A 19,037-nucleotide genomic window follows, 5' to 3' on the forward strand; every position below is an offset into this window, starting at 1 on the left:
GATCGCTTACATTTACATTAACAGTTAATCTTGCGGCGCTTTCGCAGCCTGTTGTAGGATCTGAAATCGCGACGAAAATACTGGCCTGTCGTTAAAACTGCTGTCGGAGCAATTGCTGTTCCGCCTGTTAGAGCTGTATACCAGACAATATTTGTTTGATTAGTCTGAATGCTTGCAAATGTTGGCAGGTCTTCCTTACAGAAGTTTTGCGTTCCCGCTGTAACTAAAGTAGGAGTTCCCGGATCATTTACAATTACTGTAACTGCCAATCTTACCGAACTTTCGCATCCTGTAACAGGATCTTTTACTGCTCCATAGTAGATTCTGCTTACCAATGCATCTGTTGATGCAAAAAGGTTTCCTGCCGTAGCCGCATCGTACCAAACCACGTTGCTTTCATTCACTTGGATATTGGCAACTGTTGGTGCAGCAGACAGACAGAAATTCTGAGTGCTTTGTGTAGTTGTTGGAGTTGCAGGATCTGTAACATTGACTGCAACTGGAAGTCTTGTAGCGCTTTCGCAATTTGTTATAAGATCTTTAATTGCAAGCATAATATGTACCGCTGGTTAAAGCCGTAGCAGATGGAATCAATGTTCCGCCTGTTAAAGCAGTGTACCAAACAATATTCGCCTCATTAAACTGAACGCTTGCAAATGTTGGCGCATTTACTGTACAGAAATTTTGTGTTCCCGCAGTTACTAATGTTGGAGTTCCCGGATCGTTTACATTTACTGTAACTGCCAATCTTACTGAACTTTCGCAGTCTGTAACCGGATCTTTAATTGCTCCATAATAGATTCTGCCTGTTAATAGATCTGTTGAAGCAAATGCTGTTCCTCCTGTAGCTGCATCATACCAAACTACATTGCTTTCATTCACTTGGATATTGGCAACTGCAGCAGCAGCAGACAGACAGAAATTCTGAGTACTCTGTGTAGTTGTTGGCGTTGCTGGATCTGTTACAATAATATCAACTGGAAGTCTTGTCGCACTTTCGCAGTTTGTTGTAAGATCTTTAATTGCCGCATAATATGTACCGCTGGTTAAAGCCGTAGCAGAAGAAATCAATGTTCCGCCTGTTAGAGCTGTATACCATACAATATTCGATTCATTAAACTGAACACTTGCAAAAGTAGGTCCATTAACCTTACAGAAGTTTTGTGTTCCAGTTGTAACTAAAGTCGGCGTTCCTGGATCGTTTAAGTTTACTGTCACTGCCAATCTCACTAGACTCTCACAGTCTGTAACCGGATCTTTAATTGCACCATAGTAGATTCTGCCTGTTAATAGATCTGTTGTAGCAAATGCTGTTCCTCCTGTAGCCGCGTCATACCAAACCACATTGCTTTCATTCACTTGGATATTGGCAACTGTTGCAGCAAGCAGACAGACAGAAATCCTGAGTAGTATCTGTCGTTGTTGGCGTTGCAGGATCAGTCACAATTACATCAACTGGAAGTCTTGTAGCGCTTTCGCAGTTTGTTGTAAGATCATTAATTGCCGCATAATATGTACCGCTGGTTAAAGCTGTTGTCGGAGCTATTAATGTTCCGCCTGTTGCAGCTGTATACCATACAATATTCGATTCATTAAACTGAATGCTTGCAAAAGTTGGCGCGTTAACTGTACAGAAGTTTTGTGTTCCTGCAGTCACTAATGTTGGAGTTCCAGGATCGTTTACAATTACTGTAACTTCTAATCTCACTGAACTCTCGCAGTCTGTAATTGGATCTTTAATTGCTCCATAGTAGATTCTGCTTACCAATGCATCTGTTGATGCAAAAAGGTTTCCTCCTGTATCCGCATCGTACCAAACCACATTGCTTTCATTCACTTGGATATTGGCAACTGTTGAAGCAGAAGACAGACAGAAATTCTGAGTGCTTTGTGTAGTTGTTGGAGTTGCCGGATCGGTAACATTGACTGCAACTGGAAGTCTTGTATTGCTTTCGCAGTTTGTAGTCGCGTCCTTAATAGCCGCATAATATGTACCGGTGGTTAAAGCCGTTGCAGATGGGATCAATGTTCCGCCTGTTAAAGCCGTGTACCAAACAATATTCGATTCATTAAACTGAACGCTAGCAAATGTTGGCGCATTAACTGTACAGAAATTTTGCGTTCCCGCTGTCACTAATGTTGGAGTTCCCGGATCGTTTACATTTACTGTAACTGCCAATCTTACTGAACTTTCGCAACTTGTTAGCGCATCTGTAGCGGCTCCATAGTAGATTCTGCTTGTTAATAGATCTGTTGATGCAAATGCATTTCCTCCTGTAGCTGCATCATACCAAATTACATTACTTTCATTCACTTGAATGTTAGCAACCGTCGATGCACTAGACAAACAGAAATTCTGAGTCATATTTGTCGTTGTTGGTGTATTTGGGTCACTAACTATAATTGCCGCATGTTGCAATGTTCCTGCTAAATTTTCGCAAGTATTAGTGCTTGACACAGCAACATAATATGTTATTGGACTTACTGCTTTTGTCAAACCTGCGGCAGTCAAAATACCTGCAGCATTTATTGTATAAGTAACTCCCGCTATAACAGCTCCATTTGTAATAGGCTGTGTTTTATTTGCATCTAAATACCAAGTAAATAAAGGGCTTGATAATGTAGGTGCTGTTGGAGTTAATGATGCTGATAAGCCTGGGCAAACCGTTACATCATCTACTAAAATATCGTTTACTGTTGATGGAGGTAAAATTGTAAATGTGATTTGTTTTCTATCTGCAGCTGCAGTTTCACACAATTCATCTGAACTCACTCCAACAAAATAAGTATAAGTTCCTGGAATTAATCCATTAACTATCAACTGAGCAGTTGTTTCACCTGTAACTAAGTCAGTTGTTGAACCATTTAATTTATACCAATGATAAACAGGATTCGTTAAAGCAGGTGTTCCTGTTAAACCCGTTGCTAAAGTTACAGATCCTGAAGCTGAACAAATTGAAGTTGCAGTTCCTCCATTTAATGTAATATTAGCCAAAGCATTTACTGGAGCAGTACCTTTTACTTCAACAGTAACTTCTCCTCTTGCATAACTTTCACAGCCATAACGTACTGGCTGCACGTAATATCTGTAAATACCTGCAGTTAAATTATCCGGCACTGTGAAAGTTGGCCCGCTTGCAACTAAGTTTCCACCTGTCTGTGCATCGTACCATCGATAAGTAGAACAATCCACTTCAGGTATCTGGAGCGTAATATCGGTTCCTGGACAGACCGTAATCTTATTTTGAGGATCTGCTCCAATGACAGTTGTATTGGCTGTTCTTTCTACAGTATGAACTCTTAAGAAATCTAACACTCCTACGACACCACCTAAACGAATTCTAACTCTATCGTAAATTTCTGTTGGAGAAGATACCAATACCATTGCCAAAGAATTTCCTGGCAATAGCTTTATACTTAATAATTGACTCGTATTTTGGATTGGAGCACCAACCGCTACATTTCCTAAATAACGTTGAACTGAGAATCCTGTAAGTAGATTAACCGTTAAAAGAGCACCAGGTTTAGAAACTACAATTCGTAATGTATCACTAAGAACAGAAGGTGTTTTAAATTGCACCGTCAAATCTGCAGCTGCCGCAACCCCAACTCCACTATACATTGTAGCAAAAGTTGTTACGTCATTATCAGCAACATTCCAAGCATCACTTACTCCTATTAAAGCAGTTGCTGCGCCCACAGGAAGGTTTATATCTGTTGCACCGTAAAAAATATCCTGAATATCTCCTGGAGTACAAGTTACAGAGGTAACTGGTTTATTATAATGAGCATCAAAGACTTTTGTACTTTGAGCAACACTTAAAACTGAAGAAGATACAATACGAATACCATCATAATCTTGTGGACCAGATGCATCTGAAGGAACAAATGTAAACTCATAAGTATTATCTCCTGAGATTAAGTTTAATAATGATCCTGATACTGGCTGCATTGCCCCAATAAGATTGCCATTTTTTGTCCCCACTACTGATAAATTCTGACCAACAGCCAATAAACTATATTCAGAACCTAATTTAACTGTAACTGGAGTACCTTTAGCTATAGTAGAAGGCCAAGTTAGATTTTGCCATGTTGTCCCAACACCTAAAAGCCCTAAACCTGTCGTAATTGTTGAAAATGTCTGAGGGTTTCCATCGACTGCATTTGGTCCATTTGTAACATCCCCTGTAATTATAGAACCTTTAGTTTGTGCTGTAGCATAAACTCGTTCTGTTAAATTTTGACAGCTTGTAAGATCAATCACATTGATTATCTTAGTTGCAGTTGTAGTACAAGTTCCAATAGTCGCAACAGCAGTATAAGTATAAACTCCTGGAACGTTCAACGGGCCAGTTGTAAACGGAGGACCTGTAAGGGCAACTCCTTGTGGATTAAACCATGTAACAGTTCCTGTAGAAGTAGCATTTAAGGCAACATCAGTTCCAACATTTACAGATTCTTGCGGATTGGTCACCACTAAAGTTGGCACTTGATTAATTGTTACCGTAACAGACTGTTTCGCTGACGGACAAGTGCTTGTAGTACTCTGTGCTTGTATAGAATAAGTACCACTTACTGTTACATTTGCAGCAGCGTCGGCTGTCATTACATTATTTGAAGGATCATAAAAAGTATAAGTAACAGTTGAATCAAAATTAGTAATTGCATTAGCCAAATTAGCACTACCACAAGCTTGCAGTGGCGTAGGAATAACAGTCAAAGGTGTGACTGAAGGCAAGTTAACAGTCACTAACTTCAAATCTCCAGTACCATTTTCACACGTACCGCCATTTACTGCAGAGATATAATAATTGTGCGTAGTACCAGTTAAACCTGAAATCGTAAGTACTCCATTAGCATCTTTAGCAAAAGTTGCGGTTCCAATTGTAGTTCCATTTACAATTTCTTGAGCTTTAGTCTGATCTGTATAATATTTAAATGTAGCTCCAGCAATTGTTGTTGTAGGAGCTATTACTGCCGCTCCTGCACAAGTTGCTTCAATAGGAGTAGCAATATTAATGTTTGCACCTGTTGGAATTGGCAATACATTAACAGTAACTGCTTGACGTAAACTGTTTACACAAGTTCCTCCACGTGTAGCTTCTAAATAGTATGTCGTTGTTGTTGTTAATGGAGCTGTTGGAGCTACACTTACAATATTGCCTCCTGTAGAAGCGTCATACCAAACAAAAGTTTCTCCCCCTGTTGACGAAGCTGACAACGAAGCTGTCTGTCCTGCACAGATTGGCGTTGCTGCTCCTGTAATGGTAGCATTTGCAAATCTGTAAGAAGCATCATATATATCTAAAGAAGAAAGTGCAGTTAATAGTCCTGTTAAGCGAACCTGAACACTTGTAAATGCTCCAGCCGCAACAAGACTTGCTCTAAAACGATTACCTCCTAAAAGCTGTACATTTAATAATGAGCTAATATTAGTCTGATCACCATTTGGATTCCCTCCATTAAAACTTTCTAAGCTAATATTAGAAAGTGCGCTAATATCAAGTAATCCTGTAGGAATACCTAATTCCACATCAATAATATCACCTGCTTGTCCTGAAGAAGTAAAAGTCAATGTCTGTTGAATATAATCAACTACGCCTAAAGGCACTGAAAGCGTAGCTGCTGTAGTGTTGTCACTATCAATAGAATTTCCGTCATTCACCGAACCACATGATAAACAGCCCGTTAAACCGCCTTTTGTTACCACTTGAGAATTGGCTCTAAGACAGTTGCTTATTGCATTGATTACAGTAACATTTATAATTCCTCTAACTGGGTTTGCGCAATCTGTTAACACATTCGAAGCTTCAACATAATAAGTTTTGTTAGCAATTAAAGCTGGACTCGGAGTAAAGCTAGTTGTATTAAAAGCTACAGAAGCACCTCCTGTTGCTGCATCATACCAATTGTATCGAACACCTCCAACTGGATTTTGAACCTGCAAGGTAACTGTTTGCCCTGACTGAATAAGAACATCTGAAGATGCAAAAGTAGGTGTTGCTGGCAAAGGATTAACTGTCAGTGGCACAGCAGTACGCGTTGTAGTCGAACAACTGCCAATAACTGCTTCAACATGGTATGTAACATCTGCAGTTAAAGCTGGTGTTGTAAACGTAGTTCCTGTAAATACTAAATTGCCGCCTGTTGGAGCATCGTACCAATTATAATCAGTACCTGCAACTGGAGCATCTACGGATAATGTTGTGGATTGCCCACTGCAAATAGTTGAAGGCGATGCTGTAATAGTAGGTAAAACAGGGTTATCAATTAATACTTGAACCGAAGATCTTACGCTATTTACACAACCGTTTCTTGTAACCTCAAGATAATAAGTCGTTGGTGCAGTTAAAGCTGGTGTTGTAAATGCAGCTGTAGAGGCTAAAGAAGTACCACCTGTAGCAACATTATACCACTTAACTGTTTCACCCACTGCAAGTGCTGCAGTTAATGTTGTTGTTGTTCCGCTACAAATAGCCGTATTTCCTGTAACAACTGGTGCTTTGTAACGATATGTTGCCTGATAAATATTTAATGTAGACAAAACTGTTGCCACAGCTCCCAATCGAATCTCTACGCGATCAAAATTAGCTCCTGCAGTTACACTTGCTCTAAAGCGATTTCCTGACAATAATTGTAAATTAATTAAAGGATTTGTTATGGCTACTCTATCATTATTATATATTGTACCATTATAAGTTGCCAAGCTCACAGCTCCTAATAAAGAGAGATCAGCGAGACCTCCAGGTAATTCCAAATCGACATCAACAATATCGCCCGCTTTCCCTGGATTAGTAAATTGTAATGTTTGCTGAATTGATGCGACAACTCCAACTGGAACACTTAAACTTGCTTTGCAGTTCCAGGATTACCATCTACAGAATTACTCAAATTAGTTGCACTACACAATAAACATATCCCAACTTGACTAGTTACTTGACTGCTAGCTTCAAGACATCCTCCTAATGCTGCAGGCTGAACCGTAACTGTAACAGGAACTCTCGTTGCGCTAACACAATTTCCGTTAGCACTTTGCGCTTCAACATAGTAGGTTTTGGTAGCCGTTAAAATTGGTGTAGTAAAAGTTGATGTATTCGTTGCAACAGCTGTTCCGCCAGTTGCTGTTTCGTACCAATTTAATTGTGTTCCCACATCTCCTGTGGCGCTTAAAGTTGCATTTTGGCCAGATTGTATCGTTACACTTTGTGTAAGAATTGTAGGTGTAGCAGGTATCGCTGTAGAAGTGACACTAACCGAAGTACGTGAACTAACACAACTGCCAATAGCAGCCTCCACAAAGAATTGAGTCGTTCCTAAAGGTACTGTTGGAGAGTAAGTAGTTCCGCTAGCTAAAGCAGGACCACCAGTTGCTGAAGAGTACCAGTTGTAAGTTGTTCCAGGGGCAGCATTTACAACCGATAAAGTCGTTTGCTGAGTTGCACCTGTTGAACAAACCGTTGTTCCAACATTACTAACTGCTGGAATGATTGGATTAGAAACATTCAAAACCACAGGCACACGAACATTTCCTTCGCAACCTGCAGCTCTAGTTATTCCTATATAATATGTCGTATTTGCCGTTAAGGCAGGAGTCGTATAAGTATTTCCTACTGCCAAAGCAGTTGTTGAAAATTCGGAACTATACCAAGCTAGCGTAGTACCTACAGCTGGTGTTGCCGTAAGAGTTGTTGGAACTCCTGCACAAACTGTTTGTGTCAAACCACCAGATACAGTTGGTTGCGCAAATTCAAGCCTAACATCGTAAACTCTCAAGGTTGCTAAAAGAGCTACCAAACCACCTCCAACTTGAATTTGAATCTGGTTGGTATCACCTGTAATAGGAAATTTGGCAACCGCAACAGTATTACCGCTTAATAAGTTTAAATTTAAAAGCGGACTGTTTAAAGCTACACTTGAACCTACATTAGCTCCAGAATTTTTAGCTTGAACCGTTGCATTTGATAACAAAGTTAAATCAAGCAATCCGTTCCCGGTACCAAAGTATATTGCAACTTGATCACCGGCTCGGGCCGTTTGGTTTAAAGTCATTGTTTCTTCTGCAAAACACCCAGCCACTGCAACACCATTTGATAAGGTTGCATAAGTGGATAAGCCAGCGCTATCAAAAGCATTGGCGGGACTATTAACATCTACTCCTATACACAAAAGTCCTCCTCCCGTACTATTTGTTTGAGACACTGGTCTACAAATAGTCTGAGAGAATGCATTAGTGCATACTAAGAATAAAGTTAAAAGTCCTAATAATCTCATTTGAGGATTGAGACTACAAAAAGTAAATTTTTTTTTCATAATTTGGAAGATTAGAAAATGGACAATAAAACACCTCTCGCAGTAAGTGCAAGCACCTACGCAATTAAACAATCAATTAAAAATGAAACAGTTAAAACAAAAAATAGTCAGCCCTATAATGAGCTTAAAAACTTTGTTTTATTAAAAAAAATTATGTTGAATTCGGTATACCAAAATATACCAGAGAACAAATTCTATCTCCGAGAGACAAAATAAGTTCCGTTTTTTGTAGGAAAAAATGATTATAATCAATTTTCCCTGAGGAGTGATTTGTTGCAGGTCTAATTTTCATAATGAAAATTTTTAGTTGAAGTAGAACTGGGGATTCTCTCTATATATAGTCAATTCATTTATTTAAGAAAGTTGATTAGTCCGTCCTTAAAATTATCGTACTAAAAAAGTCGATTTTGAATCTGGTTATATTCAATAAAATTTTTGCTCCTTATAAACAACCCTTCGAATAGGAAAATAATAAGACAGCAAACTAAAATGTAAACCTTTAAAAAAGAAATTAAATATTGAGTAACGATTAAATTTATCGTTGAAATGTAATAAGCTTAATAAAATAAAAAATAAAGCTAGAATAAAGTAAACAACTAAGGTAAATTTGATAAAGAAAGTAATTGTCAATTCCATACGCAGATTTATTAGGTTATTTTATAATTTTTCAATTTTCAATCTTAACAACATGGCAAATAAATTTATAACCAATATGTCTTGAAAACCAGAAGAAAAACTTTGTTTAACTTTTGTTACCTAAAATTAGGAAAAACAAAAACATAAAACAAGCATAAAATTCTTATAATTTATTCTTAAAACGTCCATTTCAAAATTATAGACCCTACAAAACATCAGAAAAAACGCTACTTTTAACATAAATACGTATCGATTTTCTAATTAAGCAAAACATTAAACAAAATATGTTAAATTGATTTAAAATAAGTTTAATCTTACATTTAAAATAAAAAAATCGATAAAATTATCCGTAATTAAGACCAAATGCAGAAAAATTATTTCACAGAATGTAAGATTTAGGAAATTTTAGAAAATTCTAAAAAAACAAGTAGAAGTACGGGGTTGAAATTCTTAAAAAAATTAAACAAAAGTTAAAAAAAAGCATAAAGCGGGCAATTATAGAATAATTGCCCGCTTTATTACAAACTTAAAAACTTACTTTAAGATTCTATAATTGTATTAATTTGATTAAATAACTGTCCATCGCTTAAAAAAGCACCTTGTTTAATCAATTCAAAAATCGAGGAATTTCGTTCATCTGTAAATACCTTTTTCCCTACTTTCATTTCGATATTTTCTGTAAACATATTATCGCTTAACCATTGGAGCCCATCTTTTGTCAAAAAGTCAACCTCTGGAGAAAATGTTTTCAAAACAATTGACTTAATGTAAGTGTCGAAACAATGAAACAGAAAAATATGGTTCTTAGAAAAATGTTCTAAATATTCGGCTCTCGACAAAACACCTTCCCAAATCAAATCTGAAAAAACATCAAGTTCCTGTTCTGCAACTTCTGGTTTATTGATCTTAAGTTCTTCCCACTCTTTTCTATCTATTGCTTGTGTTGCCAAAAAACTTGCAAATTCTGCATGTAATTCGTCAAACTGCTCTTTTGTTAATCTTGCGTACTTCATTTTTAATTGATGCTTTATACATTACTATTATGAGCTTTAAACAAACTTTTGAGCTCAATAATATTGCTTCTATATTTATTAAACAAAAAAATCCCGATTTTCATCGGGATTTTTGTATAGATTTAAAAACTATTACTTTTCAGCAACAATTTCGTAAGCTAATTCAACGATTACATCTCTGTGTAAACGAACTGTAGCATTGTATTTACCTAAACGTTTTACAACACCGCTAGTGATGAATTTTCTATCGATAGCGTTACCAGATTTCTCTAAAGCTTCAGCGATATCGATGTTAGTGATAGAACCAAAAAGTTTCTCTCCACCAGCTTTTGCAGATAATTTAATCTCAAGAGCTTTTAATGTTTCAGCTAATGCTTTAGCATCAGCAACAATTTTAGCTTCTTTATGTGCTCTTTGTTTTAGGTTTTCAGCTAAAACTTTTTTAGCAGAAGGAGTAGCTAAAGTAGCGAATCCTTGAGGAATTAAAAAGTTACGTCCGTAACCAGGTTTTACAGATACTACATCATCTTTAAATCCTAAGTTCTGTACGTCTTGTTTTAAAATAATTTCCATGTTGTTGTCCTTAAATTTTAGAAGTTAGGTTCTGCATAACAGAAACCAGCGACTAGAGTTTTTATACTATTTTAATAAATCGGCCACGTATGGCATTAAAGCTAAGTGACGAGCTCTTTTTACAGCTACAGAAACTTTTCTTTGGTATTTTAATGAAGTTCCAGTTAAACGACGAGGAAGAATTTTTCCTTGCTCATTAACGAATTTCAATAAGAAATCAGCATCTTTATAATCGATGTATTTGATTCCTGATTTTTTGAAACGGCAATACTTTTTAGTTTTGTTAGTTTCAATGTTTAAAGGCGTTAAATATCTGATATCTCCGTCTTTTTTTCCTTTTGCAGATTGTTCGATTGTAGACATAATAATTACGCTTTAGTAGATTTTAATTTTGCTCTTCTTCTCTCAGCCCATGAAATAGCATGTTTATCTAAACTTACAGTTAAGAAACGCATAACTCTTTCATCACGTCTGAATTCAGTTTCAAAAGCTAAAAGAACTTCTCCAGCTACTTTGAATTCGAATAAATGGTAAAAACCACTTTTTTTGTTTTGGATTTCGTAAGCCATTTTTTTAAGACCCCAATCCTCTTTCGATACCATTTCAGCTCCTCTACTAGTAAGAAATTCTTCAAATTTCGTTACTGTTTCCTTCACCTGAACCTCAGATAAAACGGGATTTAAAATGAAAACAGTTTCATAATGATTCATAAATAAAAAATTTATTTGTTAAAATTGGGTGCAAAAGTAAGCATTAAATTCATATATCCAACATTTTTTTCTTTTATTCGTCATAATGCAAAAAAGATGCCTCAACCTTAGTTTTTTTTACAAAAAAATAATACATTTACTACTGCTATCCTGAATTTATTCTAAATTTAAATGTTATGAAACTAAACTGTGTTGTTGTAGATGATAGTTCTATACAAAGGACAATTATTGCCAAATTGGTAAATAATCACCCAGGCTTGCATTTAATCGGGGATTTTTCTAATGCAATTGAAGCAAAAAGTTGTATCTCATTAAATAACATCGACTTAATTTTTCTTGATATAGAAATGCCAGTTATTAACGGATTTGATTTTCTTGACGGATTAAAATCAAAACCGCAAATTATATTTATTACTTCTAAAGCCGAATATGCCCTTAAAGCTTTCGACTACGACGCTACCGACTATCTTCAAAAACCAATTGCTGTTGACCGTTTTAACGCCTCTGTAAAAAGGGCAATCGATATGCATTTGCTAAAAAAGGATATCAAAGAAGAAGAAGGCGAACATATTTTCATCAAAAGTAATCTAAAAAAACTAAAAATCTTCACTTCAAAAATAAAATGGATTGAAGCTTTTGGAGATTACGTAAGAGTAGTAACCGAAGACGACAGCAATCTGGTTCTATCTACTATGAAATCTTTCGAAAATGATTTATCGAAAGACAAATTTATCCGTGTTCATAAATCGTACATCATCAATATAGATAAGGTAGAACGCTTTAACAGCAAATTTGCCGAAATTGGAATCACAAAAATACCTTTAAGCCGTAATAAAAAAGAAGATCTTGTAAAAGCACTTTCAACCTCTTCTTAAATTACTGTTTTAATAAAAATCTACATTAATCACAACTTTTATAGCTCTGTATTGAGCCACAGCTTCAAAACTATTCAGCATTTTCTGAATAGTTTTTTTTGTGTTTCCTAAATGATGTTCTTGCGGAATTTTAACTAAAATAGTTCTAATGTATTCGTTTCGAATTCTACTTATTGCAGGCTCTTCTGGACCTAAAACTGGCATCCCTAAGTTTTGACTTAAAACCTGATACAGCCACATAGCTCCTTCTTTCAATTTATCAAAATCTTTGTGCTTTAGCGTAAGCTTAATAATCCTAAAATAAGGCGGATATCTATAGATTTGCCTATCATACAATTGTTCTTTATACATACCCATATAATTATGATTTGTAACTTGTTGAATTGTATTATGATTCGGATTATATGTTTGAATTACAACCTTTCCTTGTTTTTCCGATCTTCCTGCTCTTCCTGCAACTTGTGTCATCATTTGAAAACTGCGCTCAAAAGCTCTAAAATCTGGATGGTGAAGCATGTTATCGGCATTCATAATTCCCACCAAACCTACATTATCAAAATCAAGTCCTTTGGCTAACATTTGTGTGCCTACCAAAATATCGATTTCACGATTTTTAAACGTATCAATTATCTTTTCAAAACCAAATTTACCTCTAGTAGTATCTTGATCCATTCTAGAAGTTTTTGCTTTTGGAAAAAGAGAAGCCAACTCCTGCTCTATTTGCTCGGTTCCAAATCCTTTTGTCGTTAAATCTATACTAGAGCAACTATGGCAATTTGTAGGCTTTGCAATTGAGTAGCCGCAATAATGACATCGCAACTGATTTTTATGCTTATGATAAGTCAAACTTACATCGCACTGCTGGCAATGCGGAACATGACCGCAAGTCATACACTCTATTATGGGCGAATATCCTCTTCTATTTTGAAATAAAATAACCTGCTCGCCCAATGACAAAGATTCTGCAATTTCTTCAATTAAAAGATCGCTAAAATGCCCTGTCATTTTTTTTCTGAAATGCTTGTCTTTTAAATCGACTAAAAGCACTTCAGGCAAACGTACATTTTTATAACGTTCAGAAAGCGTTACCAATCCGTATTTATCGTTTTGCGTATTAAAATAGGTTTCAATACTTGGAGTCGCAGAACCTAACAACACTTTAGCTTTATGGAAATTAGCTAAAACAATTGCAGACGTCTCTAGCATGGTATCTTGGCGCAGGATCAGTTTGTTTAAAAGTCTGTTCATGCTCTTCGTCAACAATCAGTAATCCTAATTCATTAAAAGGTAAAAACAAAGCAGATCTTGCACCTATCACAATTTGCGCTTTTGGCGAATTCTCGAGCGTTTGCCTCCAAACCTCTACTCTTTCATTATTGCTATATTTAGAATGAAAAACAGCTACTTTATCTCCAAAATGAAGACGCAATCTAGAAACCAACTGAGTAGTAAGTGCAATTTCTGGAAGCAGATATAAAACCTGTTTATCAGTATGCAAATACTCTTCTATCAGCTTAATATAAATCTCTGTTTTTCCACTTGAAGTCACACCATGAAGCAAACAGACTTCTTTCTCTAAAAAACTATCTTTTATAGCCAAAAAAGCATTCTCTTGAGCTTTGCTCAACTGCAATTCTTTATCCGATATTTCTCCACTAAATGTAACGCGATCATGCTGTAAATAATATTCTTCGAATATTTCTTTTTCAATTAGAGCCTTTACAACTGCAGCTGTTACATTTGAAACTTCTGTAAGTTTTTTGACCGTAATTGGCTTTCTCTCTGAAGCATTCAACTGAAAATAAGTCAAAACAATTTCTTTCTGCTTATTAGCACTTTTCAATACTTCGAGCAATTCAGCCAAACCATTATCTGATTCGTATTTTGAATGCAATTTTACATATCGCACCAACTTTGGTTTATATGTTTCTTTTATTTCTTCATCCAAAAAAATAATATCCCTAGCAATCAGCTTTTGAAGCACCGAAGTATATTTTTTTTATTTAAAATCGAAGCAATTTCTTGAACCTTTAATGAACTCTGATGTTGCAAAGCCTCATAAATCAAAAATTCATCATCAGAAAGTTCGCTGTCGTTTACTACCACATCAGGTTTATGCGAAATAATAGTTTCACTCTCTAACAATAATCCGCTTGGAAATGCACCTCGATATACGTCTCCAATACCACACATATAATAATTAGCTACCCAAAGCCAGTGTTTAATCTGAATTTCGGTTGCAATTGGTTTTTCATCCAAAATCTGATGAATTTCTTTCGCTTCATACAATGTTGGAGCATTTTCATGAACATCCAAAACAAGTGCTGTATAAATTTTACTTTTGCCAAATGGCACAGCAACTCGCATTCCTTTTTTAATGAAATGAAACTCGGCTTCAGAAACTCGGTATGTAAATGTCTTAGCTAAAGAAAGCGGTAAAATGACTTCGATGAAATGCATGGATTATTTTTATATGTCAGCAAATTATTTCTGACCTGATTTAGGAGAAGTATTATTTGAAAGATTATAATCCTGAATCAGCTTTAAAGTATGATTGATAGATTTATTGCTTGTTCCGCCATCATGTCCCGGAATAACATAATGAGGATTCTTAAATTTTGACTGAACTTTTTTAATGGATCTTTGCCATTCTTTAACATCTGCATCGCCTAAATATCCAAGATCTTTAGCTTCAACACTTTTTATAAAACACCCGCCATAAAGAATTTTCTCTTTTCCGAACCATACTACAATATTATCTGGCGCATGGCCTTTACCAGGATAATACACTTCAAATTTGTATTGTCCAACTGTAAAAATTGTGTCATTCGGAGTTATAAATTCAGATCTGGATTCGTTGTTCTTTTTCAAAATATCATCTGTCAGCTTAATAGAGTACGTTTTGATTCCTTTTTTTTATAAAAATCAAATCCACCCGCACGATCTTCATGTGAGTGCGTTCCAAAAAGCATAACAACTTCTTTATTATGTTTTGATTTTATACTATCCAATAAAGGCTGAAACTGTGTTTTATCCCAAGGCGCATCAAAAAGAACAACTCCTTTATCTGTAACAACATACATGGCATTGGCAGAAATCTTTGTCCCTTTATAATCGCTAAAAGTCTTATAAACATAAAAGTCACCTGTAAGATGACTTATTTGTAATGGCGAATTCTTAGATTGTCCAAAGCTGTTTGAAACTATAACTAAGAATAAAATTATCGAAGCTAATTTTCGCATTAGATTTTAATTAATTTTTTACCCTTGTCCAATATTGCGTTCTACCCATTAAAGATATACCAACATACCCTCGAAGTTTTAGTTTATCGGCAGATTCTAATGAGATATAACATTTGTATTTTTTACCGCTTGTAGGGTCTAAAATAGTACCTCCATTATATTCATCACCATCTTTTTTTAAACCATTTATAATTACCATTCCTAAAATTGGCTTGTTTTTTTCAGCTCCTTCACATTTTACGCAGACATCTTTTTTATGGCTATCGCGAAGTATATCTACTACTTTACCATACAATTTCCCTGATTTTTCGTAAATCTCTACGATCGATTTTGCTTCACCTGTTTCATCATCAATTGTTTTCCATTTCCCAATTACACTTTGGCTTTGCATGGTTAGCGCAAAGAAAAAAACACCGATTGTTAACATCCAATTTTTCATACTAGTAAGTTTTTTTTGTTTTAATTTTCTGATAGAAGCGTTTAGTTCGAACCCTAAAAGCAGTATCATACAGTTTATCCAAATATAAAACATTAGAATTAATAATGTCCCAATTGAACCATAAAGTTCGTTATATTTTGAAAATTTTATAACCCAAATCCCAAAAAAGAACGAAGATATAACAATTAGGATCGTTGTAAAAACAGAACCAATGCTTATAAAAGACACTTTATTATACTGTTTTGTACCATAACGCAATAATATTGAAGATGTTATCAAAATCATTAAAATAACAAACAAGTATCTTCCTAAGATGATCAACGGAATTCGATCACTCAATACATCCTGAATGATTGTTTTCTGAATAAAAACCTCAAAAACGACAATTGTTGCCACTGTTACAAACAAAATAACTGTCATAACAAGAGAAATTGCCAACGCAACAAGATACTGTTTAAAAAATCCGCGTTTATCAAAAACATGTTTAGAAGATTCAAAACCGCTCAAAATGCCATTTATACCATTTGCCATTAAGAAAATAGAAAGCAGGAAACCTGACGATAATAAACCCGAGTGACTATTATTTAAAATATCACTAATGATTTTACTAATCGCATCAAAAGTGTTTGGCGGAACGCTTTGCTGAACGAACTGCAAGAAATCTTCCTGAAAATTATCTATAGGAATAAATGGAATTAAGTTTAAGATAAACAGTGCAAAAGGAAATAAAGCCATGAAAAAGCTAAAAGAAACCGCACTGGCATGATATGAAAATGCACCTTCAATAATTCCTAAGGTATACATTTCTAGCAAATCATACAGCGAAAAACCTTCTAGCCAAGGCAGTTTTATTCTTTTAAAAAGTCGGGCTACATTGCGTATAACAGGCAATTTCTCAATCCGATCTTCTATCTCCTGCGACATATTTTTAGATTTTAGATTTCTGAGTTTAGTCCAACTATCGGGATAGATTTACAAAACTCATAACTTATAACTCAAAATTTATAACTTCGTTAAAAAGCTTTCAAACTCAAATCCATATTATAAACAGAATGCGTTAAAGCACCAGACGAAATATAATCTACACCGCATAAAGCATATTCACGAACTGTTTTTTCACTGATATTTCCTGAAGATTCAGTTTGGCATTTTGTACCAATTAATTCAACGGCCGTTTTAGTATCTTCATAATTAAAGTTATCAATCAGAATTCTATGAACTCCATCGCTCAATAAAATCTCTCTAATTTCATCTAGATTGCGAGCTTCAACAATAATTTTTAAATCCAAATTATTTTCCTCTAAATATTCTTTTGTTTTAGAAATCGCACGAGTAATTCCGCCTGCAAAATCAATATGATTGTCTTTTAACATAATCATATCATATAAAGCATAACGGTGATTCTCGCCACCTCCAATTTTTACAGCCCATTTTTCTGCCGCTCTAAAATTTGGAGTCGTTTTACGTGTATCTAAAATCTTTGTATTTGTTCCTTCCAAAAGATCCATTAAATGACTTGTTTTTGTAGCAATTGCAGACATTCTCTGCATGGTATTCAAAACAACTCTTTCAGCTTTTAAAATAGATTGTGAGCTTCCAGAAACTTCAAAAACAACTTCTCCGTATTCTACATGCGTTCCATCTTCAATAAAAGTTTTCACTTTCAGTTTTGGATCCACATGTGCAAATATCATTTTTGCCAATTCTACACCAGCAATTATTCCTTGATCTTTTACCAACAATTTAGCTTGACCGTGAGCTGTATCTGGTATACAAGCCAGCGAACTATAATCGCCTGGTCCAACATCTTCTCTTATGGCGTTACTAATCAAAAGTTGTAATTCTGCTTGAAATTGTGCTTCGCTTATCATTTTTCTATTTTTAATAATATGCTAAATTAGGATATATTTTATGGATTTGAAAGTTACTGCACCATGAAAAATTACATAAAACATTAAATATCTCTTTTTTAACTATTAAGATATTCAGAAAAATAAAGTTACAATTCTTAACAAAACTTAATCTCTTAATAAGAGCTCAATTAAATATCTTTGAAGTTTATTCAAGCAAAAATCATGGGATTAATTAAAGATATTTACTCGGTTTCTTTTTACGAAAAATTTGGTCAGGCTGTCGCCGAAGTACATCCTTCATTCAACAAACAAAAATTCATTGAAGCGATTTACGAAGGCGATTTTGTACAGAAAGAATGGAAAGACCGCATGAAACATACTACAGTTGTACTTCACCAATTTATGCCTCAGAATTTTGTAGAAGCCACTGCTTTAATTGATGAAATCATTGAAAACTTAAAGAAAAATAGTTTTACTGATGGCAATCTGGCTTTCATTTTCTTTGCCGATTATATCGAAATGTACGGTTTAGACGATTTTGAAACTTCCGTAAAGGCCTTTGTTTCTATAACACAATTTATAAGTCGCGAGTTTGCCGTTCGTCCCTTTCTTTTAAAATATAAAGAAAGAATGATCAACGAAATGATTAAATGGTCTTTGCACAAAAATCATCATGTACGAAGATTAGCTAGCGAAGGTTCAAGACCCAGATTGCCTTGGGCAATGGCGATTCCGTTTCTAAAAAAAGACCCAACTTCTATTCTTCTGATTTTAGAAAATTTAAAAAATGATCCTTCAGAATATGTTCGCAGAAGTGTTGCCAATAATTTGAATGATATTGTAAAAGATAATCCTGAGATTGTACTCGAAATCGCTTCAAGATGGAAAGGCCACAGCAAAGAAACAGACGGAATTATAAAACACGGTTGCCGAACTTTATTAAAACAAGGACATCCTGAAATTTTAAGTCATTATGGTTTAGAAAGCACCAATATCGAGCTTTCATCTTTCGAAATCAAAACTCCAACTGTAAAAATTGGAGATTATCTGCAGTTTCATTTTCATTTAAATAATAAAAACGAAGAACCCAAAACAGTTCGTTTAGAATATGCCGTTCATTACAAAAAAGCAAAAGGGCATTTGGCAAAAAAAGTCTTTAAAATCAGTGAGAAAATTTATCATCCAAATCAATTAACTAAGATTGAAAGAAATCAGTCTTTTAAATTGATTACGACCAGAGTTTTTCACACAGGAAAACATCAATTGTCGATTATTATTAATGGAACTGAAAGTGAAGTTTTGGAGTTTGAGTTGATTGATTAACTGTACTGAATTCACAAATTATCAAGGTTTAAACATCCTGAACTTAGAAACATCAAAATCAAC

At 35.0% G+C, this 19,037-nt stretch carries 12 protein-coding genes and 3 pseudogenes; 2 read left to right on the top strand and 13 right to left on the bottom strand.

Annotation, left to right across the window (positions count from 1 at the left end; genetic code table 11):
• Positions 1 to 17 precede the first annotated feature (17 nt).
• The 8 genes from P5P87_RS07010 to rpsF all read right to left on the bottom strand — a co-directional run bounded on the left by P5P87_RS07010 (position 18) and on the right by rpsF (position 11,242).
• Entirely contained in the window at positions 18 to 554 is a 537-nt protein-coding gene (locus tag P5P87_RS07010; protein WP_278022061.1) for an immunoglobulin domain-containing protein, read from the bottom strand.
• A complete protein-coding gene (locus P5P87_RS07015; RefSeq protein ID WP_278022062.1) occupies positions 541 to 1,359 on the bottom strand; it encodes an Ig-like domain-containing protein in 819 nt (272 codons plus the stop codon). The genes P5P87_RS07010 and P5P87_RS07015 overlap by 14 nt, the downstream gene beginning before the upstream one ends.
• Positions 1,352 to 6,757: an Ig-like domain-containing protein gene (locus P5P87_RS07020; protein ID WP_278022063.1), complete on the bottom strand. Its 5,406-nt coding sequence runs from the start codon at positions 6,755 to 6,757 to the stop codon at positions 1,352 to 1,354. Before P5P87_RS07020 ends, P5P87_RS07015 begins: the two co-directional genes overlap by 8 nt.
• An 86-nt stretch (positions 6,758 to 6,843) precedes the next feature.
• Positions 6,844 to 8,310, bottom strand: a complete 1,467-nt coding sequence (locus P5P87_RS07025; RefSeq protein ID WP_278022064.1) for an immunoglobulin domain-containing protein — start codon at positions 8,308 to 8,310, stop codon at positions 6,844 to 6,846.
• 1,175 nt (positions 8,311 to 9,485) lie between these two features.
• Positions 9,486 to 9,959 carry a DUF6495 family protein gene (locus P5P87_RS07030; protein ID WP_198856109.1) on the bottom strand — a complete coding sequence of 158 codons (474 nt, stop codon included), beginning with the start codon at positions 9,957 to 9,959 and terminating at the stop codon, positions 9,486 to 9,488.
• Positions 9,960 to 10,091: 132 nt separating this feature from the next.
• The gene (gene rplI, locus P5P87_RS07035) at positions 10,092 to 10,532 is read right to left on the bottom strand and encodes a 50S ribosomal protein L9 (RefSeq protein WP_198856110.1); all 441 of its coding nucleotides are present in this window, start codon (positions 10,530 to 10,532) and stop codon (positions 10,092 to 10,094) included.
• Positions 10,533 to 10,598: 66 nt separating this feature from the next.
• Positions 10,599 to 10,895: a 30S ribosomal protein S18 gene (gene rpsR / locus P5P87_RS07040; RefSeq protein ID WP_002987043.1), complete on the bottom strand. Its 297-nt coding sequence runs from the start codon at positions 10,893 to 10,895 to the stop codon at positions 10,599 to 10,601.
• 5 nt (positions 10,896 to 10,900) lie between these two features.
• Entirely contained in the window at positions 10,901 to 11,242 is a 342-nt protein-coding gene (gene rpsF / locus P5P87_RS07045) for a 30S ribosomal protein S6 (RefSeq protein WP_068842999.1), read from the bottom strand.
• Between the two features lie 176 nt (positions 11,243 to 11,418).
• Here rpsF and P5P87_RS07050 point away from each other — a divergent pair, with 176 nt between their 5' ends.
• Positions 11,419 to 12,117: a LytR/AlgR family response regulator transcription factor gene (locus P5P87_RS07050; RefSeq protein WP_008463025.1), complete on the top strand. Its 699-nt coding sequence runs from the start codon at positions 11,419 to 11,421 to the stop codon at positions 12,115 to 12,117.
• Between the two features lie 9 nt (positions 12,118 to 12,126).
• On the opposite strand, the pseudogene priA reads toward P5P87_RS07050, so the two are convergent.
• The 5 genes and pseudogenes from priA to nadC all read right to left on the bottom strand — a co-directional run bounded on the left by priA (position 12,127) and on the right by nadC (position 17,669).
• Positions 12,127 to 14,577 (bottom strand): annotated as a pseudogene (gene priA / locus P5P87_RS07055) (replication restart helicase PriA).
• A gap of 24 nt (positions 14,578 to 14,601) precedes the next feature.
• Positions 14,602 to 15,359, bottom strand: a pseudogene (gene bla-B1-FLAV / locus P5P87_RS07060) (subclass B1 metallo-beta-lactamase).
• Between the two features lie 10 nt (positions 15,360 to 15,369).
• Entirely contained in the window at positions 15,370 to 15,798 is a 429-nt protein-coding gene (locus tag P5P87_RS07065; protein ID WP_198856113.1) for a DUF2147 domain-containing protein, read from the bottom strand.
• A 9-nt stretch (positions 15,799 to 15,807) separates the two neighbouring features.
• Positions 15,808 to 16,722: pseudogene (locus tag P5P87_RS07070) on the bottom strand (YihY/virulence factor BrkB family protein); the annotation flags it as partial.
• Between the two features lie 89 nt (positions 16,723 to 16,811).
• Positions 16,812 to 17,669: a carboxylating nicotinate-nucleotide diphosphorylase gene (gene nadC, locus P5P87_RS07075; protein ID WP_198856115.1), complete on the bottom strand. Its 858-nt coding sequence runs from the start codon at positions 17,667 to 17,669 to the stop codon at positions 16,812 to 16,814.
• 204 nt (positions 17,670 to 17,873) lie between these two features.
• On the opposite strand from nadC, the gene P5P87_RS07080 reads away from it, so the two are divergent.
• Positions 17,874 to 18,974 (top strand): DNA alkylation repair protein, encoded by a 1,101-nt coding sequence (locus P5P87_RS07080; protein WP_278022065.1) that lies wholly within the window; start codon positions 17,874 to 17,876, stop codon positions 18,972 to 18,974.
• Positions 18,975 to 19,037: the final 63 nt, after the last annotated feature.

The organism is Flavobacterium ginsengisoli, assembly GCF_029625315.1.
GTDB classification, from domain to species: domain Bacteria; phylum Bacteroidota; class Bacteroidia; order Flavobacteriales; family Flavobacteriaceae; genus Flavobacterium; species Flavobacterium ginsengisoli.